At 55.5% G+C, this 24022-nt stretch carries 24 protein-coding genes; 11 read left to right on the top strand and 13 right to left on the bottom strand.

Features of this window, described 5'->3' with window-relative positions; translation table 11 throughout:
* Positions 1-106 precede the first annotated feature (106 nt).
* The 3 genes from E0L35_RS02445 to hemE form a co-directional block, all read right to left on the bottom strand.
* A complete protein-coding gene (locus E0L35_RS02445; RefSeq protein WP_009286180.1) occupies positions 107-1132 on the bottom strand; it encodes an amino acid ABC transporter substrate-binding protein in 1026 nt (341 codons plus the stop codon).
* A 256-nt stretch (positions 1133-1388) separates the two neighbouring features.
* Positions 1389-2255, bottom strand: a complete 867-nt coding sequence (gene speE / locus E0L35_RS02440) for a polyamine aminopropyltransferase (protein WP_022521315.1) — start codon at positions 2253-2255, stop codon at positions 1389-1391.
* Positions 2255-3367, bottom strand: a complete 1113-nt coding sequence (hemE, locus tag E0L35_RS02435; protein ID WP_138799507.1) for a uroporphyrinogen decarboxylase — start codon at positions 3365-3367, stop codon at positions 2255-2257. Before hemE ends, speE begins: the two co-directional genes overlap by 1 nt.
* A gap of 276 nt (positions 3368-3643) precedes the next feature.
* Between hemE and ribA the strand changes: the two genes are divergently transcribed.
* The 3 genes from ribA (at position 3644) to cheZ (ending at position 6004) form a co-directional block, all read left to right on the top strand.
* Positions 3644-4279 carry a GTP cyclohydrolase II gene (ribA, locus tag E0L35_RS02430; RefSeq protein WP_009286177.1) on the top strand — a complete coding sequence of 212 codons (636 nt, stop codon included), beginning with the start codon at positions 3644-3646 and terminating at the stop codon, positions 4277-4279.
* A 36-nt stretch (positions 4280-4315) separates the two neighbouring features.
* Positions 4316-5035, top strand: a complete 720-nt coding sequence (locus E0L35_RS02425) for a hemolysin III family protein (protein WP_022521317.1) — start codon at positions 4316-4318, stop codon at positions 5033-5035.
* A gap of 282 nt (positions 5036-5317) precedes the next feature.
* Positions 5318-6004: a protein phosphatase CheZ gene (gene cheZ / locus E0L35_RS02420; RefSeq protein WP_022521318.1), complete on the top strand. Its 687-nt coding sequence runs from the start codon at positions 5318-5320 to the stop codon at positions 6002-6004.
* A gap of 72 nt (positions 6005-6076) precedes the next feature.
* Here the strand turns inward: cheZ and E0L35_RS02415 are convergent, their stop codons facing one another.
* The 7 genes from E0L35_RS02415 to E0L35_RS02385 all read right to left on the bottom strand — a co-directional run bounded on the left by E0L35_RS02415 (position 6077) and on the right by E0L35_RS02385 (position 11721).
* On the bottom strand, positions 6077-6700 hold the full coding sequence (locus tag E0L35_RS02415) for a glutathione S-transferase family protein (RefSeq protein ID WP_138799506.1): 624 nt from the start codon (positions 6698-6700) through the stop codon (positions 6077-6079).
* Between the two features lie 106 nt (positions 6701-6806).
* The gene (locus tag E0L35_RS02410; RefSeq protein ID WP_138799505.1) at positions 6807-7283 is read right to left on the bottom strand and encodes an RES family NAD+ phosphorylase; all 477 of its coding nucleotides are present in this window, start codon (positions 7281-7283) and stop codon (positions 6807-6809) included.
* Positions 7283-7726, bottom strand: a complete 444-nt coding sequence (locus E0L35_RS02405; RefSeq protein WP_022521321.1) for an antitoxin Xre/MbcA/ParS toxin-binding domain-containing protein — start codon at positions 7724-7726, stop codon at positions 7283-7285. Before E0L35_RS02405 ends, E0L35_RS02410 begins: the two co-directional genes overlap by 1 nt.
* Before the next feature lie 95 nt (positions 7727-7821).
* A complete protein-coding gene (gene djlA, locus E0L35_RS02400) occupies positions 7822-8583 on the bottom strand; it encodes a co-chaperone DjlA (protein WP_138799504.1) in 762 nt (253 codons plus the stop codon).
* 32 nt (positions 8584-8615) lie between these two features.
* Positions 8616-10541, bottom strand: coding sequence for a 1-deoxy-D-xylulose-5-phosphate synthase (dxs, locus tag E0L35_RS02395; RefSeq protein ID WP_138799503.1), 1926 nt, complete (start codon positions 10539-10541; stop codon positions 8616-8618).
* A 2-nt stretch (positions 10542-10543) separates the two neighbouring features.
* On the bottom strand, positions 10544-11437 hold the full coding sequence (gene ispA / locus E0L35_RS02390) for a (2E,6E)-farnesyl diphosphate synthase (RefSeq protein WP_009286173.1): 894 nt from the start codon (positions 11435-11437) through the stop codon (positions 10544-10546).
* On the bottom strand, positions 11431-11721 hold the full coding sequence (locus E0L35_RS02385; protein ID WP_022521324.1) for an exodeoxyribonuclease VII small subunit: 291 nt from the start codon (positions 11719-11721) through the stop codon (positions 11431-11433). Before E0L35_RS02385 ends, ispA begins: the two co-directional genes overlap by 7 nt.
* A gap of 248 nt (positions 11722-11969) precedes the next feature.
* Between E0L35_RS02385 and serA the strand changes: the two genes are divergently transcribed.
* On the top strand, positions 11970-13214 hold the full coding sequence (gene serA / locus E0L35_RS02380; RefSeq protein ID WP_039857612.1) for a phosphoglycerate dehydrogenase: 1245 nt from the start codon (positions 11970-11972) through the stop codon (positions 13212-13214).
* A gap of 85 nt (positions 13215-13299) precedes the next feature.
* On the opposite strand, the gene E0L35_RS02375 is transcribed toward serA, so the two are convergent.
* On the bottom strand, positions 13300-13989 hold the full coding sequence (locus E0L35_RS02375) for a pirin family protein (protein WP_022521326.1): 690 nt from the start codon (positions 13987-13989) through the stop codon (positions 13300-13302).
* Positions 13990-14199: 210 nt separating this feature from the next.
* On the opposite strand from E0L35_RS02375, the gene E0L35_RS02370 reads away from it, so the two are divergent.
* From E0L35_RS02370 to ybiO, 5 genes are all read left to right on the top strand, one after another.
* The gene (locus tag E0L35_RS02370; RefSeq protein ID WP_138799502.1) at positions 14200-15150 is read left to right on the top strand and encodes a rhodanese-related sulfurtransferase; all 951 of its coding nucleotides are present in this window, start codon (positions 14200-14202) and stop codon (positions 15148-15150) included.
* Between the two features lie 98 nt (positions 15151-15248).
* Complete coding sequence (locus E0L35_RS02365; protein ID WP_138799501.1) at positions 15249-16055, top strand: enoyl-CoA hydratase; 807 nt, start codon at positions 15249-15251, stop codon at positions 16053-16055.
* 163 nt (positions 16056-16218) lie between these two features.
* A complete protein-coding gene (locus E0L35_RS02360) occupies positions 16219-17040 on the top strand; it encodes an IclR family transcriptional regulator C-terminal domain-containing protein (RefSeq protein ID WP_022521329.1) in 822 nt (273 codons plus the stop codon).
* 17 nt (positions 17041-17057) lie between these two features.
* Entirely contained in the window at positions 17058-17489 is a 432-nt protein-coding gene (locus E0L35_RS02355) for a YqaA family protein (protein WP_022521330.1), read from the top strand.
* Positions 17490-17647: 158 nt separating this feature from the next.
* Entirely contained in the window at positions 17648-20059 is a 2412-nt protein-coding gene (gene ybiO / locus E0L35_RS02350) for a mechanosensitive channel protein (protein ID WP_009286170.1), read from the top strand.
* Positions 20060-20149: 90 nt separating this feature from the next.
* On the opposite strand, the gene E0L35_RS02345 is transcribed toward ybiO, so the two are convergent.
* The gene (locus tag E0L35_RS02345; protein ID WP_039857609.1) at positions 20150-20896 is read right to left on the bottom strand and encodes an SDR family NAD(P)-dependent oxidoreductase; all 747 of its coding nucleotides are present in this window, start codon (positions 20894-20896) and stop codon (positions 20150-20152) included.
* 167 nt (positions 20897-21063) lie between these two features.
* Here E0L35_RS02345 and folK point away from each other — a divergent pair, with 167 nt between their 5' ends.
* Complete coding sequence (gene folK / locus E0L35_RS02340; protein WP_052475467.1) at positions 21064-21510, top strand: 2-amino-4-hydroxy-6-hydroxymethyldihydropteridine diphosphokinase; 447 nt, start codon at positions 21064-21066, stop codon at positions 21508-21510.
* 75 nt (positions 21511-21585) lie between these two features.
* A complete protein-coding gene (locus E0L35_RS02335) occupies positions 21586-22407 on the top strand; it encodes a flagellin (protein ID WP_138799500.1) in 822 nt (273 codons plus the stop codon).
* Between the two features lie 24 nt (positions 22408-22431).
* On the opposite strand, the gene E0L35_RS02330 is transcribed toward E0L35_RS02335, so the two are convergent.
* The gene (locus tag E0L35_RS02330) at positions 22432-23985 is read right to left on the bottom strand and encodes a BCCT family transporter (protein WP_138799499.1); all 1554 of its coding nucleotides are present in this window, start codon (positions 23983-23985) and stop codon (positions 22432-22434) included.
* Positions 23986-24022 lie beyond the last annotated feature (37 nt).

Genomic DNA, 24022 nt, shown 5'->3' with positions numbered 1-24022 from the left:
TCTCCGCTACACGGAAGGTCAATCAAATGGCCCGCCACGACCTTGAAACAGGTCCTTTAAACAGATACCTGTGAAGAGGGTGGCGGGCCGGGGTCAAGCGAGACGCTTAGCGAATCGGGGGAGCGTACTGGAAGCCGCCGTCTGTCCATAGGGCGTTAACACCGCGCTCAATTTCCAGCGGCGAGCCCATGCCCACGTTGCGGTCGAAGCTTTCAGCGTAGTTACCCACTTGGCTAATAATGTTGTAGGCCCAATCTGCTTCTAGGTTCATGCCTTCACCGTAGTTGCCGTCTTGGCCTAGCAAGCGAGCGATGTTGGGGTCTTCAGAGTTAAGCATTTCTTCAGCGTTTTCACTGGTGACGCCGTACTCTTCGGCGTTAATCATGGCGAACAGCGACCATTTCACAATGTTGAACCAAAGATCGTCACCCTGACGAACCACAGGGCCTAGTGGCTCTTTGGAGATAACGTCAGACAGGATCATCGAGGCTGAAGGATCGTCTAGCTGAATACGTAGCGCCGCTAGCTGAGAGGTATCGGAGGTTAGCACGTCACAGCGGCCGGCCTGATAGCCACCCACGGTTTGCTCAGAGGTATCAAATACGATCGGGTTGAATTCCATGTCGTTAGCACGGAAGTAGTCAGCCAGGTTCAGCTCGGTAGTGGTGCCAGACTGAATGCAGATGGAGGCGCCGTCTAGCTCGTCTGCACCGGTAATACCCAGGTCACGGGATACCATGAAGCCCTGGCCGTCGTAAAAAGTAACCCCGGTGAAGTTCAGGCCCAGAGTAGTATCGCGGGTAGTGGTCCAAGTGGTATTACGTGATAGAACGTCGACTTCACCTGATTGCAGGGCGGTGAAGCGCTCCACGGCGTTGAGTGAAATATAGTTGACGGCTTCTGAGTCGCCGAGTACCGCTGCCGCTACAGCGCGGCATACATCAACGTCGATACCTTGCCAGTTACCGTCGTCGTCCGGAGCTGAGAAGCCCGGCAAACCATCGCTCACACCACACTGAACGGCACCACGCTCAATGGTATCTTCCAGGGTGTCGGCTTGAGCAGTTGCCATTCCCGCCAGGCTAAGTGAGCCAGCGGACGCCAGAAGCGCTAAGTGTTTTTTATTGAACATCTAGTTTCCCTCGAAGTTATTGGAATCAGCTACTGAAACCAGTAATTGAAATAGTTATGCATGCCGTAGCATGTCACTAAACCTAGCAAGGAAGATGCCAACAAGGGTACAGGCGTTAATTCAGCGCTTTTCAACGCTACTCAACGAATTCGAGACGAAGGTCTAGGTGCAAAAAAGGTTACCGCCCTCCTCGCATTGCACCGTAATAGGGCAAGCTGAGGTGGGCGGTAACACGAAGGCAGGTATTAGGCGTGGTTTACTCGGCTGCGAATGCCTTGCGCATAAATGGCGGAAGGGCGAGCGCACCGCGATGGGCGTCAACGCTATAGTATTCAAGCGGCAAGTCGTGGTTGGTGGCTGCCTGCTCGCGGAACGTATTCACGTCGGTGGCTTTACCCGCCAATGTTACGCTCCACCAGCCTGAAGGATATACCGGCTGCGGGAAGGGCAGCGTGGCAACGCTGTCAAAACCGGCTTTCAACATGTCGTTGCGCAGCTCTCGGATGATCGAGCCACTGTGGTAAAGCGGTGATTCGCTCTGCTGCACCATTACGCCGCCGCTTTTCAAAATACGGTGGCAGCGCTTGAGAAAATCGGTTTTAAACAGCCCTTCAGCGGGCCCAACCGGGTCGGTGGAGTCGATAATCAGCACATCGATGCTCTCATCAGGTGCATCGTCCACCCACTTGACGCCGTCGGCGAACAGCAGTTCAGCGCGGGGGTCGTTATTCGACGCTACCAACGACGGGAAGAAGCGCTCAGAGGCCTTGGTGACCTCTTCGTCGATGTCAATTTGGGTAACTTTCTCGACACTCGGGTGGCGCAGCACCTCTTTTAAGGTGCCGCAGTCGCCACCGCCGATGATCACCACACGTTTGGGATCTTGGTGGGTAAACAGCGCCGGATGCGCAATCATCTCATGGTAGAGGAAGTTATCGCGATCAGTCAGCATCACGCAGCCGTCCAGCACCATTAGGTTGCCGTAGGTCTCGGTGGCGTAGACCTCTAGATGCTGGTATTGGCTCTGTACATCCAGCAGTTTTTCAGAGATCTTCAGTGAGAAAGCGCTGCCGTGGCTATCAAAGACTTCGGTAAACCATTGGTCGTCGCGTAAATCGCTCATCAATTGGCTCCTGAGTGCTGTGCATTTGTGTGCGTTGGAATATCGCGGTGATACTGTGGGCTTAATTCGTGCAGCGCCTCCATAAAGGCAGTGACGTTGTCGGGGTTGGTAAACTGGCTGATTCCGTGGCCCAGGTTAAACACGTGGCCAGGGCCATGGCCGTAGCTTTCCAACACGCGGGCTACTTCAGCGCGGATAGCCGAGGGGCGGGCAAACAGAACGTTGGGATCAAGATTGCCCTGTAGCGCCACTTTGTGACCAACCCGGGCACGGGCATCGGAAAGCTCGGTAGACCAGTCGATACCCAATGCATCGGCACCGGCGCAGGCGATATGCTCAAGCCACTGGCCGCCGTTTTTGGTGAAGAGAATCACCGGTACGTGGCGGCCGTCGTGTTCGCGGATCAGTCCCGAAACGATCTGCTCCATGTAGCGCAGCGAGAACTCAAGGTACGCAGGGGTAGAGAGTGCGCCACCCCAGGTATCAAAAATCTGCACCGCCTGGGCTCCCGCGCGAATTTGGGCGTTCAGGTAGTCAGTTACCGCATGCGCCAGCGTATCCAGCAACTGGTGCATGGTATCCGGGGTATCGTAAAGCATGGTTTTCAGATGGCGGAAGTCCTTGCTGGAACCGCCCTCCACCATGTAAGTCGCCAGCGTCCAGGGGCTGCCTGAGAAGCCGATCAGCGGCATGCGGCCGTTCAGCTCACGACGAATGGTCGACACCGCACGCATCACGTAATCCAGGTCGCGCTCGGCGTCGGGCACGCTTAGCGCGGCGACTTCTTCCTGTGTACGCACGGTTTTGCGGAATTTTGGGCCTTCGCCGGTTTCAAAATAGAGCCCCAAGCCCATTGCATCGGGAATGGTTAAGATATCTGAAAACAGAATGGCCGCATCAAGCGGGTAACGCTCCAAGGGCTGCAGGGTGACTTCGCAGGCCAGGTCATGGTTGCGGCAAAGATCCATAAAACTGCCCGCATCGGCCCGGCTGGCGCGGTATTCCGGCAGGTAGCGGCCCGCTTGACGCATCATCCACACCGGGGTGCGGTCGACGGGCTGGCGCGCTAGTGCGCGAAGAAAGCGATCATTTTGCAAAGGTGTAGTGGTCATAGACACTTGCTCTTAGGAAATTTGCCCGCATCGTATTGGAAACCGTACTTGAGAGCGTACTAGAAACCGTTTTGGGGATCGTATGAGGGCAATTGTACTTGAAGATAGGTGTTAGGGCGGCGTACTCGATGGCAAAAATCGTCGCACCCGGCCAATTTTTCTCCATTATTTAGTCGCTTTGTCAGCGTGAGGCGGGCGCCGCTTCCTGTTAGAATACTGGCCCACTTTGCCAACACTGGTGTGGTTAACTGGTTTGGTCAATCAGCGAGGTAACCTGTGACCATTCGCTTCATTGCCGCTTCCCGGCTGCCCACGCCCTGGGCAACGTTTACTATGCATGGCTTCGAAGATGAGGCTACCGGCAAGGATCATATCGCCTTAACGTTGGGTGATGTGACCGGCGGCGAGCCGGTGTTGGGGCGGGTGCACTCCGAGTGTTTGACCGGTGACGCTCTCTTCTCCATGCGCTGCGACTGTGGCTATCAGCTCCAGGAAGCGCTAAAACGCATCGCTGAAGAGGGCCGCGGCGTGCTGTTTTACCTGCGCCAAGAGGGGCGGGGAATAGGCCTGTTAAACAAAATTCGTGCCTACCACCTGCAAGATCAAGGTGCTGATACGGTCGAGGCCAACGAGCAGCTCGGTTTTGGCGCCGACATGCGCCGCTATGATCTGTGCGTGCCGATGCTTAACCATTTGGGCATCACAGCGTTAAGGCTCATGACCAACAATCCGCGCAAGGTGGATGCCCTCACCCGCGACGGCGTGAATGTCGTCGAACGTTTGTCGATCACCACCGGCCTGAACCCTCATAACGAGCAGTATCTCTCAACCAAAGCGGGCAAGCTTGGTCATATGATGGCTTTGGATGACTTCACCCACGCCAGTGATGTGGATATTGAGCGCAAGGGGTGATACGAGTGGGGGATGGCATGCGAGGAGCGCTCCAGGATGAACGCCGTCAGTAAGGAGCAGTACAAGCAGTATAAACAGCAGCGTGAAAACCTTCCCGAAGAGCAGGGCGAATTCAGTGTATTCGAAGAGTGGCTGCACAGTATCACCCACGGTATCGGTGCTGTGCTCAGTTTGGTGGGAATGGTAGTACTGTTGGTTGCGGCGAGTTACGCCGCCCATGTCGACCCGTGGAAAATTGTCAGCCTGAGCCTGTACGGCACCACGCTAGTCCTGCTTTATACCGCCTCTACCCTTTACCACGGCATCCCTCATCGGCGCTGGAAGCAGCGCTTTCAGTTACTTGATCACTGCGCGATTTATTTACTCATCGCAGGTACTTACACGCCCTTTTTACTCGTCAATATGCGCGGCACTACAGGCTGGGTTTTGTTTGCCGCCGTGTGGTCGCTGGCGTTGGTGGGCATTGCCTGCATACTGCTATGGCCTCAACGTTTTTCGATATTACGTGTGGCGATTTATCTGCTCATGGGCTGGATGATCGTGCTGGCATCAGGAGAGATGGCGGCGAGTCTTTCAACGACCGGCATTGCCCTACTGGCCGCGGGAGGAATTACCTACACGCTAGGGGTGATTTTCTACGCCGTGCGTGCGATTCCCTACAACCATGCGATTTGGCATCTATTTGTAGTGGCTGGCAGCATCTGTCACTACTTTGCTGTTTATAGCGCCGTTCTACCGCACGTTTCAGCTGCTTAATGGTTAATCGCTCGACTTCGAATCATTGCCTGCTTGAACCCGCCTGTAAATTAGATGGTTTTTAAGGGGTTAAAAATACCTGTAACTCGCAGTTTCCCACTGTAGACTAAACGTTAAACTTAAGTTTTAGGATGTTGAGCCGACAGTAGTATCAGGTTTAGATGCAGACCTTGATGTATTTAACGCCGTGCATCCTGAAAAAAACACAGTGGGTTCGTATAGTGATGTCTATTGCCACACCCAAAACGACATTCAATAAGCTTTTCCAACAAGAGGATTGTCATGAGCACTGTTAACAACGCCCACGACACGACGATGCCGTCGGTACTGGGCAAAAAAGACAGTACTGATGAGATGGTGCATCGCATAGGCCACTTAACGCGCCTACTGCGGGACAGCATGAAAGAGCTGGGCCTAGATCAGCAGATTAGCCAGGCGGCGCAGGCAATACCGGATGCTAATGACCGGCTCAATTACGTTGCCTCAATGACGGAGCAGGCCGCAGAGCGGGCATTGAATGCCGTTGAGCGCGCTCAACCGGTGCAAGACAGCCTTGAAGAAGAAGGCGCTGCGCTTAATGAGCGCTGGCAGGCGGCGGCAGCTAAGCTCGCGGCAGTAGAAGGTGATGCTAAGCTCGTCGAGGATACACAGAACTTTTTGAGCAGTAAGCTTCCCACCGCAACCGGGGCTACTCAAAAAGAGCTGCTTGAAATCATGATGGCCCAAGACTTTCAGGATCTCACCGGTCAGGTGATTAAGAAAATGATGGAAGTCATCAAGCTCATCGAAGAGCAGCTTGTTCAGGTGCTGGTCGATAATGTTCCTCACGTCACCGACGGCGTTAAGATGGAAGATGACCGCGATGAACATGCCAAGCTTCGTAACGGGCCGCAGGTGAACCAAAATAAGACGGATGTGGTGGCAGGGCAGGATCAAGTAGACGATTTGCTTGATGACCTTGGCTTTTAAGCAACGCCCGACTAGTTTAAAAACCGTTGCCACATACTGCCAGCAACGGTTTTTAAAGCGTTTAGATGTTGATTAACTCTCTGCTGCTGCCTGCTCTTTTTCGATTGCTCTAGCCATCGCGGCGCGCTGAATATGGCGTTCGCGATAGGCAAATAGCGGTTCGGGTAAGCGGTGCTTCATGCTGACCGCCCACGATAAGGTATGGGTTAAAAACAGATCCGCAAGGGTAAAGGTGTTACCCACCAAGTTTTCTTGCCCGTTGTAGCGGCGCTCCAGCGCGCTTAGCGCACGCTGAAACTCCCATGCGCAGACCGGCAAAATAGCGGGAACGCGTTTATCTGTGGGCAGGGCAAACTTATGCTTGGCTTGATTCCACAGTGGCTGCTCCATTTCGGTGACGATAAAGCTGAGCCACTGGTCGACCTGAGCGCGAGCGGCAGGGCTGCTGGGTAGGAGGGTGCCGTCGCCATATTGCTCCGCTAGATAACGGCAAATCGGCACTGATTCAAATAGCGATACTTCTCCATCTTCAAGAACTGGCACCTTGCCATCCGGGTGACGCGCCAAATGCGCGGCTGTTTGCCCCTCGCCTTTATCCAGCGCCACATGCTGGCACTGATACTCTAGGCCTAACTCTTCAAGTGTCCACGCTGCTCGTAGCGAGCGGGAGTGGGGGAATGTGTATAGCGTGATCATTACGGCTCCTTAGTACCCTTAATCTTCTCGTTGTTGTCTTTGCGACGGTTTTTTTCTAAATGTAGTAGAGGCCTAACAGGCTGCACTGCAACCTATAGAATTAAGCTTAAATGCCCCTGAATAAGCGCTGGTTATAAATGTCTTGGCGAGTTTCTATTAAGTGAATATCGGTAATGGTGGGGTGGAGAGGGTTAATGACGGCAATATTCTCCATTGCCCCGGGTACAGCACAGCTGGGAACTAGCAGCATCAGCGTATCGCAACGCTGCAGCCATGCAGTACCTAGTGTTTGAGTGCTTTCAGGGTAGGGGTAGTGGTGCCAATCGTCGGGTAACTGGTGCTGGGGCCAGATGTCCCTACCGGTATCGTCGGGGAGCTCGAAAATACCTAACCGGTAGTTGGCGGGTAGCAAGCGGGGAGAGGGCAGATAATTACCGAGTTCCAGCATCGCTACGCTTGCAGAGGTGCCGAAATAGACGACAGGGTTGCCTGGAGCGTTCCATCTTGCGCCATCCCGGTAGCTGGCGCCAAGGCCGCTTAAATTATTCATATAGCGTTCGGGAGCGATGCGGTATAGCTTCATTAGCTAAATTCACCGAACTCAATTTTACGCAGCGCTTCCCTCACTAACTGGCGACCTTCGAAAGTATCAAAAAGATTCAAAGGCGTCTCGCCCGCCAGCGCAGGAATCGGCGTATTTAGCCACTCATGGGCTTTAGCGGTATCGCCAAAAACAGTTTGAGCATGGTAAAGCACGCGCAACACATCCAGCACCTCTTCGCTGTCGGTGCGGCTTAGAGCTTTGCGATGGTAGAAGCGATGCAAATTGCCTGGCGTGGTTTCCAGCAGTCTGACAAACAGTTCACGATTATTGCCCATTGCCTGAATCGCTTGTTTTACCACGCTGCCTGGGACACCGACGCGCACCGCGTGAATAAAGGCGATCTTATCCGTCAGCACATTAACCGATACGCTAACGCCACTAACAGCTTGCTGGCTATTGGAATAATGTTCGAGCGCTTCCATAAGTACCTCCTTCGCTGAACGCTATAGAAGTATGCATCATTTTGATGATGGCTTTCCATCAAAATGTTTTCAGCGCTTCTGAGTATCCTTTCTCTTTATCCCTCCCTCGCCTCGCGGATCCGCTCGTAGGCATTGCCGATTTCGCTGGTGCGCGCCTGTGCGATATCACGCATGCTCTCGGGCAGGCCTTTGCCGGCCAGTTTGTCCGGGTGGTTTTGGCTCATCAGACGGCGGTAGGCTTTTTTGATTTCAGCATCGCTGGCGTCATCAGAAACCCCCAATACGCGGTAAGCGTCCTTGAGAGCCTCTTCGCTGGCGCCTTGAGAGTTTGCGGCCGCGCCGTGCAACATCGCTTCGATCTGCTGAACTTCGGCGTCGCTGCAGCCTACTCCCCGGGCGACACGTAGAATCATCTCGTGCTCGGCGGGGTGAAGCACGCCATCTGCGGCGATAGCAGAAAGCTGAACCTGGATAAATACCTGGCGCAGTACCGGCTGGCGTTGGGTTAAGCGGTTAACGGTGGCCAGCTCGGCGTCTAGATCGAAGTCATCGGCGCGACCACGCTCAAAGGCGGCTCGGGCCTTGGCGCGCTGTTCGCCCTGGAGGTGCATCTGGTCAAACAATTTCTCGGCAACGTCCAGCTCGCCTTCGGTCACTTTACCGTCGGCTTGGCATAGGCAGCCCATCACCGAGAAGATCGACTCCAAAAAGCCTTCCTGGATGCGCATCCGGGCGATATTCAGGCGACGGCTAAGGCGCTTGCCTAGCCACCAGCCCAGGCCACCGCCAATCAGCAGCCCTACCGGGCCTCCAAACGCAAGGCCAATCAAGGCGAAAATAATAATTAGAAATAGCATATTAGTCTCAAAGTAATTTAAAAAATAATGGCTTATGGCAGTCGAGCGCGAATAGCCTGCTCAATGCCTTCGATATCCAGTTGACAGTCGGCAAGCAGCTGCGCGGGAGTGCCGTGCTCTACAAAGGCGTCCGGCAGGCCGAGATTGAGCACTTCCACCTGAACGCCTTCGGCGTGGAGCAGCTCATTCACGGCGCTACCTGCGCCACCGGCAACCACATTTTCTTCCAGTGTCACCAATAGTTCGTGCTCGTCGGCTGCGTGCAGCACCGCATCGCGATCCAGCGGTTTGATGGAGCGCATATTGATATGGGTTGCGTTGAGTCGTTCGGCGACTTCCGCTGCGGCGCTGTTGAGGCTGCCAAAGGCGAGCAGCGCAATACGCACACCATCGTTGTCGGCATGGCGGCGCACTTCCGCTTTGCCAATGGCGAGTGGCTCAAGATGCGCGGGAATTTCCGCACCTGGGCCGGTGCCACGGGGGTAGCGCACAGCAGCAGGACCAGGGTGGTGATAGGCGGCACTGAGCATGGCGCGGCACTCGGCTTCATCCGCCGGGGCCAGAACCACCATGCCGGGCACACAGCGCAGAAAGGAGAGATCCATGCTGCCGTGGTGCGTGGGGCCGTCTTCGCCCACCAGGCCCGCGCGATCAATGGCGAAAGTGACGTCCAGGTTCTGCACGGCAACGTCATGAATCAACTGGTCGTAGCCGCGCTGCAGAAAGGTGGAGTAAATCGCCACCACGGGTTTCATGCCTTCGCAGGCCATACCCGCCGCGAGCGTTACCGCATGCTGCTCAGCAATCGCCACATCGAAATAGCGCTGAGGGTACTCTTTTGAAAAGCGAATCAGGTCGGAGCCTTCGCGCATGGCGGGGGTAATGGCCATCAGGCGCTTGTCGCTTGCCGCCATATCGCACAGCCATTCGCCGAACACATTGCAGTATTTTTTCTTCGCGGGTGGCGGGGTAACCACCGGTTTCTTGACCGTAGTCGCGTTGGCTAGCGTTTCGGGTTTTTCCAGCTTAGTAATAGCGTGGTAGCCAATCTGATCCGCTTCGGCGGGCAGAAAGCCTTTGCCTTTCACCGTCTTGATATGCAGAAACTGCGGGCCGTCGAGGTCGCGCAGGTTTTCGATCGTATGGGTTAACGCGTCTAGGTCATGGCCATCAATGGGGCCTACGTAGTTAAAACCCATCTCTTCAAACAGCGTGGCGGGGCTGACCATGCCTTTCATGTGCCCTTCAGTGCGCCGGGCAAGTTCCAGGGCGCCGGGCAGGTGCGAAAGCACTTTTTTACTCTCTTCGCGTATTTTCAGGTAGGGCTTGCTGGAGAGCACCCGAGCTAGGTAGGTCGCCATGCCGCCGACGTTCTCGGAAATCGACATCTCGTTGTCGTTGAGCACTACCAATAGATTGGCATTCACGTGGCCAGCGTGGGCGAGGGCTTCAAAGGCCATGCCGGCGGTCAATGCGCCGTCGCCAATAATCGCGCACACGTGACGCTTATCGCCCTGTGCCTTCGCTGCCAGTGCCATACCCAATGCCGCCGAAATCGACGTGCTGGAGTGGCCGACGCCAAAGGTGTCGTACTCGGACTCGGCGCGGCGTGGAAATGCTGCCAGACCGCCGTGCTGGCGAATACTTAGCATGGCCTCGCGGCGGCCGGTGAGAATCTTGTGCGGGTAGGCCTGATGGCCCACGTCCCACACTAGTCGGTCGTGGGGCGTTTGGTAGACATGGTGCAGGGCAACGCTCAGCTCGACCACGCCGAGCCCAGCGCCAAAGTGACCGCCGGAAACACCCACGCTATAGAGCAGGTAGGCGCGTAGCTCGTCGGCCAGTTGGGCGAGCTGGGAGGCATTCATGGCCCGCAGCGCGGCGGGGTGGTCAAAGGAGTCGAGCAGCGGCGTCGTTGGGCGCTCGCGGGGGATTTCGTCGAACAGCTTCATGGGCATCTTTAGTGGTCGCGCTCGATCATGTAGTGGGCTAAGTCGGCCAGCGGTGCAGCACGCTCGCCTAATGGGGCGAGTGCGGCAATGGCCTCGTCAATCAGGCTGTGCGCTTTGCGTTGAGCACCCGCTAACCCCAGCAGGCTGGGGTAGGTGGGCTTGGCGCGTGCGGCATCGGCGCCTGACGTTTTGCCTAGGGTAACGGTATCGCCGGTCACATCTAGGATGTCGTCGTGAATCTGAAAGGCTAGACCAATGGCGCGGGCGTAGCGAGTAAGCGCGTCTAAGCGCGGGTCATCGTCGTCGACGGCTACCAGGCCGCCCAAACGCACTGCAGCGACGATCAGTGCGCCGGTTTTATGGGCGTGCATATGGGCCAGGGCATCGACATCTGGGTGATCGCCGACGGCGTCTAAATCCAGCGCCTGCCCCGCCACCATGCCATCACGGCCAGAGGCGGAGGCCAGGGTGTGCACCAAATGGCTCAGCCGGGGGTGCGCATTGCTGGCCAACACTTCGAAGGCCAGCGCCTGCAGGGCGTCTCCGGCCAGAATCGCACTCGCTTCATCAAAGGCTTTATGCACAGTGGGCTGACCACGACGCAGGTCGTCGTCATCCATGGCTGGAAGATCATCATGGATCAACGAGTAAGCGTGGATTAGCTCAATGGCCGCGGCGGGGGCATCCAGAGCATCGTCTTTAGCACCGAGTGCCTGACCAGCCATATACACCAGTAGCGGTCGCAGGCGTTTGCCGCCGGCCAGCAGGCCATGGCGCATTGCCGCCTCAAGGCGTGGCGCTACCGCTGGGCGGTTATCAAACAGCGCCGCTAGGGTGGCATCTACGCGGGCATTGCTGGTCTGACGCAGGGTGGCAAGCTGGCTAGGCTGCATGGCTACCATGGGGGCGTCTCCTTGCTCTCATCCTCGGCCGCATCCTTAGGGTCGTCGGGGCCAGTAAAGGGCGTTACGTTTAAACGTCCTTCGCTATCTTCACTCAGCGCCCGCACCTTGAGTTCGGCGCTATCCAGGCGCTGCTGGGCATCGCGGGTCAGCCGCACGCCCTGTTCAAACGCGGTCAGTGCATCTTCCAATGAGAGCTCGCCTGACTCGAGACGTTCAACGATGGTTTCGAGTTGCTCAACCGTCGCGGCAAAGTCCTGTGGGGGTGATGTCGTGTCACTCATTGGGGGTGCCTGTAAACCGGTATGTTTTTTAAATAAGCTTAAATAAGCCCACAGTATACACCGAGGCTGGGGGGCGGCGTCTGCCCTCTTCAATACAGCTTGTTGTGCGACTTGCGATCCATTCATTGTCACCACGCAGACTTTTCATCATTCACACCCGGCCTGAACGATGCGGGTTGTGCTACGATATGCGCCTCCCGTGAACCGATACACGGCGCATGCCGCCGACCATAGAGGTTGATTCAGCCATGGCCAAAACGTCCCTGGACAAGAGCAAGATCAAGATCCTGCTACTCGAGGGCGTCCACCAAAGTGCGGTGGACAATTTTCACACGTCAGGGTACGCCAATATTGAGCACCTGCCGACGTCCCTTGATGAGGATGCGCTGATCGAAAAGATCCGCGATGTTCACTTCATTGGTATTCGTTCCCGCACCCAGTTAACGGAGCGCGTGTTCGAGGCGGCAGAGAAGCTAGTCGGCGTTGGCTGTTTCTGTATCGGCACCAATCAGGTCGATTTAACCGCTGCCCTCACCCGCGGTATCGCGGTATTTAACGCGCCGTACTCCAATACCCGTTCGGTGGCCGAGCTGGTGCTGGCAGAAGCGATTATGCTACTGCGCGGTATCCCAGAGAAAAACGCCCGCGCTCACCAGGGTGGCTGGCTGAAGTCAGCGAAGAACTCCCACGAAGCGCGCGGTAAAACGCTGGGTATCGTTGGCTACGGCAGCATCGGTGCGCAACTTTCGGTGCTGGCCGAATCGCTGGGCTTTAACGTCATTTACTATGATGTCATCGCCAAGCTGGGTATGGGTAATGCAAACCAGGTAGCAAGCCTTGAAGAGCTGCTGGGTCGTTCCGATGTCATTAGCCTGCACGTGCCTGACCTTGCCTCTACCCGCTGGATGATCGGCGCAAAAGAGATCGCTGCCATGAAGCCCGGTGCGATCTTTATTAATGCCTCCCGCGGTAGCGTCGTTGAAATCGAACCGCTTGCCGAAGCGCTTAAAGCGGGCAATCTCAACGGCGCGGCGATTGACGTCTTCCCGGTAGAGCCGAAAGGCAACGAAGAAGAGTTTGAGAGCCCGCTGCGTGGCTTGGAGAATGTGATTCTGACCCCGCATATCGGTGGCTCTACCCTGGAAGCTCAGGAGAATATCGGTATTGAAGTGTCAGAAAAGCTGATTACTTACTCTGATAACGGCACCACCGTGACCTCGGTCAACTTCCCCGAGGTGGCGCTGCCCGCTCACCCGGACAAGCACCGTTTGCTGCATATTCACGATAACGTACCGGGCGTGCTGTCGCAGATTAACCGCGTGCTGTCTGAAAATGACATCAACATCTCCGGTCAATACCTGCAGACCAATGAAAAAGTCGGTTATGTGGTCATTGATGTAGATAAAGCCTACGGCCCCCAGGCGCTGGAAGCATTGAAGCAAGTGGATCACACGCTGAAAATTCGTGCGCTCTACTCGGCGCAAAATAGCTAACGCAATTGGTTAAATAAGTTGGCTGTAAAAACGGCGCCTCTTGCGAGGCGCCGTTTCGGTTTAGGCAGTTTAGTAGGTTCGGTCTTTAAGCAAGATCAAACAGCAGCACTTCGCCTGCTTCCTTGCCGGTAAGGTTTATCGCCTCATCCGGTTGGAACGCCGCGGCGTCGCCTGCGCTCAGCGTCTCACCGTTAATCTCCATTTCGCCGTTCACCACATGCAGCCAAGCGTAGCGCGAAGGCGGCGCTGTTGCCTGTTCGCCAGCGTTAAACAAACCCGCGTAAAGGTTCACATCCTGGTTGATGCTCACAGACCCGTCGCGGCCTTCTTCAGAAGCCACTAAACGCCATTGCCCTTGACGCTCAGCACTAGGAAAAGCCTTTTGCTCATAGCTGGGTTTAATGCCGAGCTGCTTGGGTTCAATCCAGATCTGCAGGAAGTGCAGCCCGTTCTCCTTGGAGTGATTAAACTCGCTGTGCAGCACGCCGGTGCCCGCCGACATGCGCTGCACATCGCCCGGGCGCATCACCTCGCCATTGCCCATATTGTCTTTGTGCTCCATCTCACCTTCAAGCACATAGGAGATAATCTCCATATCCCGGTGAGGATGGGCGCCAAAACCATGGCCACCCGCTACGCGGTCTTCATTGATCACGCGCAGAGCGCGGAACCCCATATGGTTGCGGTCAACGTAGTTGGCAAAGGAAAAGGTATGGAAAGAACGCAGCCAGCCGTGGTCGGCGTAGCCCCGCTCGTTTGAACGACGAATAATCATGGTGTGCTCCGCAGGTTGCGTGAGATTGAATAATGACAATATACGCCTTACTGACGCTCCGTGGGGTGAAGCTTTCTGCACGTTCCTGTCGAATAAATCGATGTATTAAATGTGATTGCCAGCGCTAAACTTTTGGTTAGCTTTCGAGTAAAATCCTGGCCTCTTCTAACCCGGTCCGCCCTTTGCGAGGGTGACTACCAGGAGTTTTGCATGTCAGTAACTGTTCAAACGCCGCCCATTGTGGTCGCTGCGCTGTACAAATTTGTCACCCTCAATGACTTTGAAGCGCTGCGCGAACCGCTGCGCCAAACCATGCTCGATAACGATGTAAAGGGCACGCTGCTGCTCGCCAAAGAGGGCATTAACGGCACGGTGGCGGGTAGCCGCGAAGGTATCGACGCACTGTTGACTTGGCTGACTGCTGACCCTCGCTTGGCTGATATTGATCACAAAGAGTCGTTTTGTGACGAAACGCCGTTCTACCGCACCAAGGTCAAACTCAAAAAAGAGATCGTCACCCTCGGCGTGCCGGATATCGACCCTAACGATACCGTGGGCACTTACGTCGAGCCGGAAAACTGGAACGACATCATTGCCGATCCGGAAGTACTGGTGATCGATACCCGCAATGATTACGAAGTGGCGATTGGCAGCTTCGAACGGGCGACCGATCCTAAAACCACCACTTTCCGAGAGTTTCCTGAGTACGTGCGCGAGCACTTCGACCCAGAAAAACATAAGAAAGTAGCCATGTTCTGCACCGGCGGCATCCGCTGTGAAAAAGCCTCCAGCTTTATGCTTAAAGAAGGCTTTGAAGAGGTCTACCACTTAAAAGGCGGCGTGCTGAACTACCTGGAAAAAGTCCCGGAAGAGCAGTCGCTGTGGCGCGGTGAGTGTTTTGTGTTCGACAACCGGGTGACGGTTCGCCACGACTTAAGCAAAGGCGAGTTCGAGCAGTGCCACGCTTGCCGCATGCCGATCTCCGCCGAGGATATGCAGTCTTCTGCTTACGAGCCGGGGATTAGCTGCCCCCACTGCATCGACTCGTTGCCGGAGAAGACCCGCGCGGCGGCCCGTGAGCGCCAACGCCAAATCGATTTAGCCAAACAGCGCGGCGAGCCGCACCCCTTAGGCCGTGACACCCGCCTAATGAAAAAATGAAGTAGCGCACTTGTAGGTAAGATTTTTAAACAAAAACGTACGTAAAGCTTGTGCGCTAGACTGATGGGCAAAGTGTTACTCAACCTCAGGAGTTCACCATGCCCATCACCACTGATGACCTTTCCACAACGGCCTCCCTCCTACAACGTTTTGACCAGCAAGGCGTCACAACGCTGACGATGAGCGCGCCAGAGCGCTTTAACGCGCTCTCGGAAGCCATGTTGCAAGCGCTTCACGACGCGTTAGCCGAAATTGCCGACGATAGCAGCGTGCGCTGTGTGGTACTTGCCGCCGAAGGCAAAGCCTTCTGCGCCGGGCATGATCTGAAGCAGATGCGTGCCAACCCCGATAAAGCCTACTATCAAGCGCTGTTTGCCCGCTGTAGCGAAGTGATGCAGGCCATTGTGCACTTGCCTGTGCCGGTCATCGCCAAAGTGCAGGGCATAGCCACCGCTGCGGGCTGCCAACTGGTGGCGAGCTGTGATCTGGCGGTGGCGGCACGCAGCGCACGCTTTGCCGTTTCCGGCATCAATGTTGGCCTGTTTTGTTCTACTCCAGCGGTAGCACTTTCCCGCAACGTTGCGCGTAAACACGCCATGGAGATGCTGCTTACCGGGGAGTTTATAAGCGCGGATCAAGCCGCTGAGAGGGGGTTGATTAACCGCGTGTCAGATGATGACGCGCTGGACGAAGCAACTGAAGCCCTGACCACCAGTATCTGCTCTAAAAGTGCCGTTGCGGTGCGTACCGGAAAAGCCATGTTTGCCCGTCAGTTGAGCATGCCACTCGACGAAGCCTACGCCTTTGCCGGGGAAACCATGGCCTGCAATATGTTGGCCGAGGATGTGGGTGAGGGGATCGATGCGTTTATAGCTAAGCGGCTACCGCGCTGGAACCATCGCTGAATGAATGGAATTCGTTTCCGTAAACGCGACAATTGCCATGTTGTCACGTTATCCTGACGCCCTTTGTATTTTAGGGAAGGCGCCGTCAGCAAGGGCGCTTTTAGTAAGTAGTAGGAGCGCTTTTGGGAGCGTCTTTTAGCAGTGCCTATTTGGAGAAAGCCAAGTGAGTGAAGCCAAACGCAGGACGGTCGGTCGTCCGGCGAGTACCGCCAAAGCTAGCGGAGGCCATAGCCAGTCGTTGGTGCGTGGCTTAACGCTGTTGGAGTACCTTGCGGCCAGCCCGCTTGGTTTAGCCCTTTCAGATGTGGCGGAGATGGCTGAGTTGGCGCCCTCTACCACCCACCGCTTGCTGCAAGCCTTGCAGAGTCAGGGGTTTGTGACCCAGGAGAACGAGCAAGGCCTATGGCGCATCGATGTCAAAACCTTCCGTATCGGCAATAGCTTTCTTGAAGCCCGCGACGTGGTGGCCACAAGTCGCCCTTTTCTACGCCGTTTAACCGCTGAGACCGGCGAGACCGCTAATTTGGGCATTCGCGATGGGGTCACGGCGGTATTTTTAGCGCAGCATGAATCACCGCAAATGATGCGTATGATCACCCGCCTAGGTTCCCGCGCGCCGCTGCATGCCTCCGGCGTAGGTAAAGCGCTGCTAGCGTGGATGCCCGATGATGAGCGCGCCAAACTGCTGGATGGCAGCGAGTTGGCAAGAGTGACCGCCAATACGCTCTATCAATCCGACACACTTCAAATGGAAACAGAGCAGATTCGCGCCCAAGGCTTTGCCTGTGACCGTGAAGAGCATGCCATTGGCCTGCACTGCGTGGCCGCCTGTGTGTTTGATGAGCATGGCACGCCGTTGGCGGCGATCTCGGTTTCTGGCCCGGTGGCGCGCATCCCGGAAGCTCGCTTACTCACCCTGGGAGCGCTGGTTCGCCAAACGGCCGATGAGATAACCCAACAGTTGGGTGGGCAGGTGCCACGTTAACGTCGCTCACTGAGTCTATGCTAAGCCTGTTTTTTGTCGCCCTGGTCAGCGCCACGCTGCTTCCCGGTGGGTCGGAAGTGTGGCTAGCGCGGCTGTGGTGTCTCGGCGAACCGCCTCTGGGGCTGTGGGCGGTGGCCACGGCGGGCAACACTCTCGGCAGCATGATCAACGTGGCGATGGGCCGCTATGCGCGTCAGTTTCAAGATCGCCGCTGGTTTCCGGCCTCGCCACGCAGCTTAGCCCGAGCGGAGCGCTGGTATCATCGCTTTGGCGAGCTAAGCCTGCTGGTTTCCTGGGCACCGATTATTGGTGACCCTCTCACTGTACTGGCCGGCGTTTTCCGGCTGCCCTGGTGGCGGGCGCTAGCGTGGATTGTGGTCGCTAAAGGTACGCGTTACGCGGTGGTGTTACTGCTGGCACAGCAGTGGCTATTACCGCTTTGCCAGTGAAACGCCTTATTAATCAAGTCATGTTAACCTGTACAACTTTTTCACAAGCGGCGCTGGCAGTGTAGAGTGTAAGCAACTTGGGCTGCCTATTATTGGCTTGCGTAAAACTAAGCAGCCGTTAGATTGAACAGAACACTCACCCAAAAGGAGGTTTAGGTGTGAAGCCACTTCGTTTATTACCCTGGCTAGGTGTCTGGCTATTGGCAATGATTGCCTTAATAGCCACGCCAGCAATGGCGCAGAGCGCGCCAAGTGAGTCGACCAGCGCCGATGGTGCTGCATCCTCTGAAGAAGCAGCGCCTACGTCCTATGAGGCGCTGGCGAACCTGCTAGAGGATGAGCAGTCGCGGCAAGAGCTGATTGAGATGTTGCGCAATCAAGCCTCAGTGCTGCCCAATGGCGTTGCTACCGAACTCTCCCCGGAAGCGGCCGCTCAAGGCAGTGAGATAGCGCCGGAGGATGTCTCGCTGCCACGCCAACTCGCTGAGCTCACCAGTCGTGTGGTAAGCGATGTGGGTGGCCAATTCGAGCAAGTGGTAGGCATTGTCGGCGGTCTGTTTTCTGGCCAAGAGGCCGACAGTGTCTTTGATATGGCCGCCTTCACCAGTGCGGCGATTAATCTGGGTATGGTGATTGTCGCCACCTTTGCACTGTTTATGATTGTTCGGCGGTTGGCTAAGCCGCTGTTTACCAAAATCAGCGGCTGGTCGCTGAATGGTAAAAATTTAACCCCCGTTTTACGTTTGGTTTTCTGCGTGGCGATTGCGGCAGTCATCGATGTGCTGCTTGTCGGCTTGGCCTATGTGGGTGGTAATCTGCTGGCCACCTTTGCGATTGGTGAAGCAGGGGAGCTCTCGACCCGTGCCTCGCTGTTTTTAAATGCGTTCTTGATTATTGAACTGCTCAAAGCCGGTGTGCGAATGCTGTTCTCTTCGCGCTACGAAGGGCTGCGGCTACTGCCTATCTCTGCCCAGGAAGCCTCCTACTGGAACCGCTGGTTAGCGCGGTTGATCGGCATGGTCGGTTACGGCCTGATGGTGGTAGTCCCGCTGGTTAACTTCTATGTAGCGGCCTCACTGGGTCAAGCGGTCGGTACGCTGATTATGCTGTTGGCGTTTATCTATGCGGTGGTTGTGGTGCTAAGAAACCGCGCCCGTCTGCGCGGTAATCTGAACGAGATGGCGGCAAAATCAACGCTGACTGCCAGCCGCGTCTCGCTGCAGCTATTTGCCCGTACTTGGCACCTGTTCGCGCTGCTCTATTTCTTGATCGTATTTGTGCTGACGTTAACGCGCCCCGGCGATGCGCTGCCGTTTGTGATGTTTGCCACCTTGAAGTCATTGGCCGCGATTGTCGTTGGGTTGTTGGTGTCGTCTTTTCTTACCCAGACCATTGGCCGTCGGATTACCCTGTCGGACGATCTGCGGCGCAAATTACCGCTGCTTGAAAAGCGCTTAAACAGCTACGTGCCCAATGCGCTTCGCGTGCTGCGTACGATCATTCTGATTGTGGTCATCATGATGGTGCTGAACGCTTGGGGCGCCTTTGACCTAGCTGCCTGGTATGCCTCTGAAGGTGGCGCCGTGCTGGTTGGCAACCTGACCAGTGTTGCGGTGATTTTGATTGTGGCGCTCGCCGTGTGGCTGGGCCTGGCAAGCCTGATCGAGCATAAGCTCAATCCGGAAACCGGCTACGGTGAACCCTCTGCGCGGGCAAAAACCCTGCTCAGCCTGTTTCGTAATGCCCTGGCAATCGCTATGGTCACGATTACCGGCATGATCGTACTGTCGGAAATTGGCATCAATATCGGCCCATTGATTGCCGGTGCCGGTGTACTTGGTTTGGCGATTGGTTTTGGTGCTCAGAAGCTGGTGCAGGACGTTATCACCGGGGTATTTATCCAGGTCGAGAACGCTATGAATACCGGCGATGTGGTCACGGTGGGTGGCGTGACAGGCACCGCCGAACGGCTCAGTATCCGCTCTGTCGGTATTCGTGATTTGTCCGGTACTTATCACATCGTGCCGTTCTCCAGCGTGGATACCGTGTCTAACTATATGCGCGAGTTTGGTAACCATGTGGGTGAGTACGGTATTGCCTATCGTGAGAGTATTGATGATGCCATTGCACAGCTTCAATTGGCTTTTGAAGACCTGAAAGCCAGCGAAGAGCATAGCCATAAATTGTTGGCGGATCTGACCGTGGCAGGTGTCATTGCGCTGGCAGACAGCTCCGTGAACATCCGTGTGGTGATCAAGACTACGCCGGGCGACCAGTGGGCCGTGGGCCGCGCCTACAATCGCCTCGTCAAGCTACGCTTCGATGAAGCGGGTATCGAGATACCTTTCCCGCATACCACGCTCTACTTCGGGCAAGATAAAACTGGTTCTGCGCCTCCCGCAAACCTGCGTGTTATGCAGCAAGCCTTTACGATCGATGGTAGCCCGGCTGGGCAGCCTAAGTCGGGTGATATTACATCGGATGACAGGTTTGATCCACGCGGTAGTAAAACTAGCTCTGATACTTTTGAACACGAAAAGCCTGACCATGACGACGTCGATGAAACTTAAACTGTTGTTATCGTGAAGCGATTGTTATCAATCGCTGCAACGAGGCCGCCTTCAGGCGGCCTCGTTGCGTTTTAAGGGCTGAATTTTTATTTAATTGGCATAGTTTTCTGAGTGCCGACCCTCCAGATTGATTGACTCCCCGCCATCGACAAACAGAATCTGCCCCGCTACAAAGGGGTTTTCCAACAAGTAGTGCAGAGCTTGTACAAGGTGGTCGGGGTGCCCCTGGCGCTTGAGCGGAATGCCTTCAATACGCCACTCAATATAGGCGCTAGTGCGCTGGGAAGCGGGCAGTACCACGCCAGGGGCGATGCCGTTAATGCGAATGCGCGGTGCGAACTCCAGTGCCGCCATACGAGTCATCTCCGCTAGGCTCTTTTTCGATAGCAAATAGGCTGCATAGGGATACTGGTGATAGGCCACCTTATTATCGATGATATTGATCACCTGGCCCTCTTGAACGGTTTCGGCAAAGTAACGGGTGAGCAGTAGCGGGGTAAACATATTGACCCTGAACTGTGTCTCCAGCATCGCCAGCTCGGTCGCCGAGATCGGCGCGGGTTCATAGGCAGAGGCGCTGTTCAGCAGCAAATTAAGCCCTGGGAAGCGCTGCTTGGCCGACTGGAGTAAGTCGTTTAAGTCTTCGTTTAAAAAATCGCAGGAAAATATTTCGCACTCCCGCCCTTTAGCGCGGATACCGCTGGCGACCTCTTCGGCCTCTTTGCGGGAGCGATTAACGTGTAGAGCAATATCAAAACCGGCATCAGCCAACGCTTCGGAGAAGAATCGGCCCAAGCGGGTAGCACCGCCGGTTACCAGAGCAGCCTGATGATGCATAAAGCGTTCCCTACTGTTTTATTGGTATAGGAAGACTTTCTGCGTGAGTGTAGCGTTTGTCAATAACTTATACACAGCTTGCACGTGGCACGTGCTTAGAGGTATTGATAGATGAGTCCTGCTTACAGGGCCATTCGAGAAGACGTCACTTTTAACAGGATGTCGCTATGCCACCAACGACGTTGTTTACCAAACAATCTGAAGCGCTCCATGAGTGCTTGATCTCTTTAGGTTCTAACATCGACCCAGACCACTATGTGGCTCAGGCGGTCGATATCATTAACCGTGAGTGCGATCTGTTGGCCCGTTCCAAAACGATTCGCACCCAGCCGGTGGGGTACCAGCAGCAACCCGACTTCCTAAACGCCGCGCTATTGGTGAGCACACCGCTTGAGCGTGAAGCGTTTCGTGCTTATCTCAAAGGGGTGGAAGATCGTTTGGGACGTGTTCGGGGAGCGATTAAATCGGGGCCACGTACCATGGATCTAGACATTGTGGCTTGGGATGGAGAGGTGGTCGATGACGGTTACTACCTGCACGACTACGTGAAAAAGCCCGTCGATGAAGTGCTGGCGAGTAGTGGCCGCAGCCTTGAGCCTCAAAAGTGTTCATGATTTTTGCGTTTAGGCCGATAGTAACGCCATAGCCTCCAGATTTTGGGGGGGCTACCCTTTTGCCCGAGGTGTGCGTTGTTCAGCCTAAATACCAATTTGATGTCGCTTATCGTGCAGAATAATCTGCGCGGCAGTCAGCAGGCCATGCAGACCGCAATGCAGCGCCTCTCTTCTGGGCTGCGCATCAATAGTGCCAAGGATGACCCTGCCGGCCAGGCGATTGCCAACCGTATGACGGCGCAAATCAAAGGCATGACCCAGGCGATCCGCAACACCAATGATGGCATATCAATGGTGCAGACGGCGGAAGGCTCGCTTAATCAGATTAACGACAACCTACAGCGCATCCGTGAGCTGAGTGTACAAGCAGCTAACGGTACCAACTCTTCCGACGATCTTGTTTCTATCCAAGACGAAATTGATCAACGTTTAGAAGAGATTGAGCGGATCGCCGGGAAAAGTAACTTCAATGGCATTGGGCTTTTGAACGACACTAAATCACTGAACATTCAAGTGGGTGCTAACGTTGGCGATACCATTGCCGTTCGTTTTGAAGCCATGAATTTACAGGGGTTGGGTCTTGATGGTTTGGACGTGACTGAGGATTTCAGTGGGACGGATAAACCGATAGATAGAGTGGATGAGGCGATCAAGCGGTTAGATCGCCAACGTAGCTATTTGGGGGCGGTGCAAAACCGTTTTGAAAGCGTAATTGATGGCCTCAATAACAGTATTGTTAACACCTCCGCTGCCCAGTCGCGTATTCAGGATGCCGATTATGCTAAGGAAGTCTCCAACCTTGTGCGCGCCCAGATCCTGCAGCAGGCAGGCATTGCTATGTTGGTTCAGGCCAACCAGCAGCCGCAGATGATTCTGCGCCTGCTGGAAGGGCTATAAGGTAAGCACTGTAGCGCAGCTCTCTTAATCAATAATGCCCTGTTCACGGGCCATGGCGTAGGCTGCCTGTGGGCCATTCCAGAGTGACGGCAGCAGTATCAACGAGACCGGAATCGCGGTGATAACAATGAACTGCTGCAGCGCGCCAATCTGGCCTGCGCCCATATACAGCAGTACCGCTGCCATCAACGCCATGGCGATCCCCCAAAACGCCCGCATGACCGGGCTGGGGTTATCGTGCCCCGCCCCCACTACCGCAATGGCGTAGCTCATTGAGTCGCCGGTGGTCGCAACGAAAATGGTGGTCAGAAGCAGGATCGCTAGTGCCATCCAGGTACCGCCGGGCAGTGCTTGGGCAATGGTTAAGGAGGCTACATCAAACTGGAAGTTGTTCAGCGCCTCGGTTAAATCAATCACCCCGGTGAGTTGATAATAAATGCCTGAGCCGCCCAGCAGGGTAAACCACACGGTGGTGGCAATCGGTGCCAGGATTGCTACCGCGATGATCATTTCGCGGATGCTGCGACCGCGGGAAATACGCGCCACAAAAATCGCCATCAGCGGCGCATAGCCAATAAACCAGGCAAAGAAGAATACTGTCCACCACTGCATCCACCACGCCGGAGCGGTCTCTGCGGTCATGGTCGCCATGGTAAAGAATTCGCTGACATACGCGCCCATGCCTGAAACGTAGCTATTGACCAAAAACAGTGTGGGGCCAAAAACAATAATGACCGCGCCAATGGCTAGCGCCAGTAGCACGTTAAAGCGGCTAAGTAGTTGAATGCCTTTGTGTACGCCGCTCATGGAAGAGAGCACGTAGATGCTGCCGAGTACGGCTAGAATGATCAACTGGCCGGGATAACCTTCCGGTAAGCCAAACAGCTCGTGCAGGCCGAAGCTGACCTGGGTGGCCAAAAAACCAATTGGGCCCACAGTGCCCGCAACCAAAGCAATTACGCAGCAGGCATCGACGATGCTGCCCAGCGGGCCGCGCATTAGTCGCTCACCCAGTACGGGGTAGAGCAGGGTGCGGGGCTGAAGCGGCTGGCCTTTCACGTAGTGCGCATGGGCAAGCACCACGGCGGTTAGCGACCCCAGTACCGCCCAAGCCATAAAGCCCCAGTGCATGAAGGACTGCCCCAAGGCGCCGGAAACGGCTTCCGCCGTACCTGCTTCGCTATCAAACGCGGGAGGCGTTACCACAAAGTGGTATACCGGCTCACCGGCGGCAAAGAATACGCCACCGCCTGCCAGCAGCGTACACAGAATGATCGAGAGCCACTTAAACGTGCTCATTTCTGGTGCATCTAAATTGCCGATTTTAGCTTTAGCGGCTGGGGTTATGGCCAAACCGATGGCGATAAAGAACGTCAGCAGGAGCAGCAGTTGAAAGTAACTGCCCAGCACTAGCGCGGTCCAGGCGAAGCCAGCGCTGATGCTGTCAGCTACCAGAGTTACGTCGTAAAGCGACAGTGCGAGAAAGGCAACGATAAAGCCGATACTTAATATCAATACAATAGGGTCGCCGAGCGAAAACCGCTGAGAGCCCTCAGAATTGGGGCTGGGGTGGGTCATGTTAAATACCTTATGTGGAGCGAGAAACTGAAATAGC

The sequence above is a fragment of the Halomonas sp. ATBC28 genome (assembly GCF_005937175.1).
In the GTDB taxonomy this organism is placed as follows: domain Bacteria; phylum Pseudomonadota; class Gammaproteobacteria; order Pseudomonadales; family Halomonadaceae; genus Vreelandella; species Vreelandella titanicae.
This window is presented reverse-complemented; position numbering and strand designations above follow the sequence as displayed.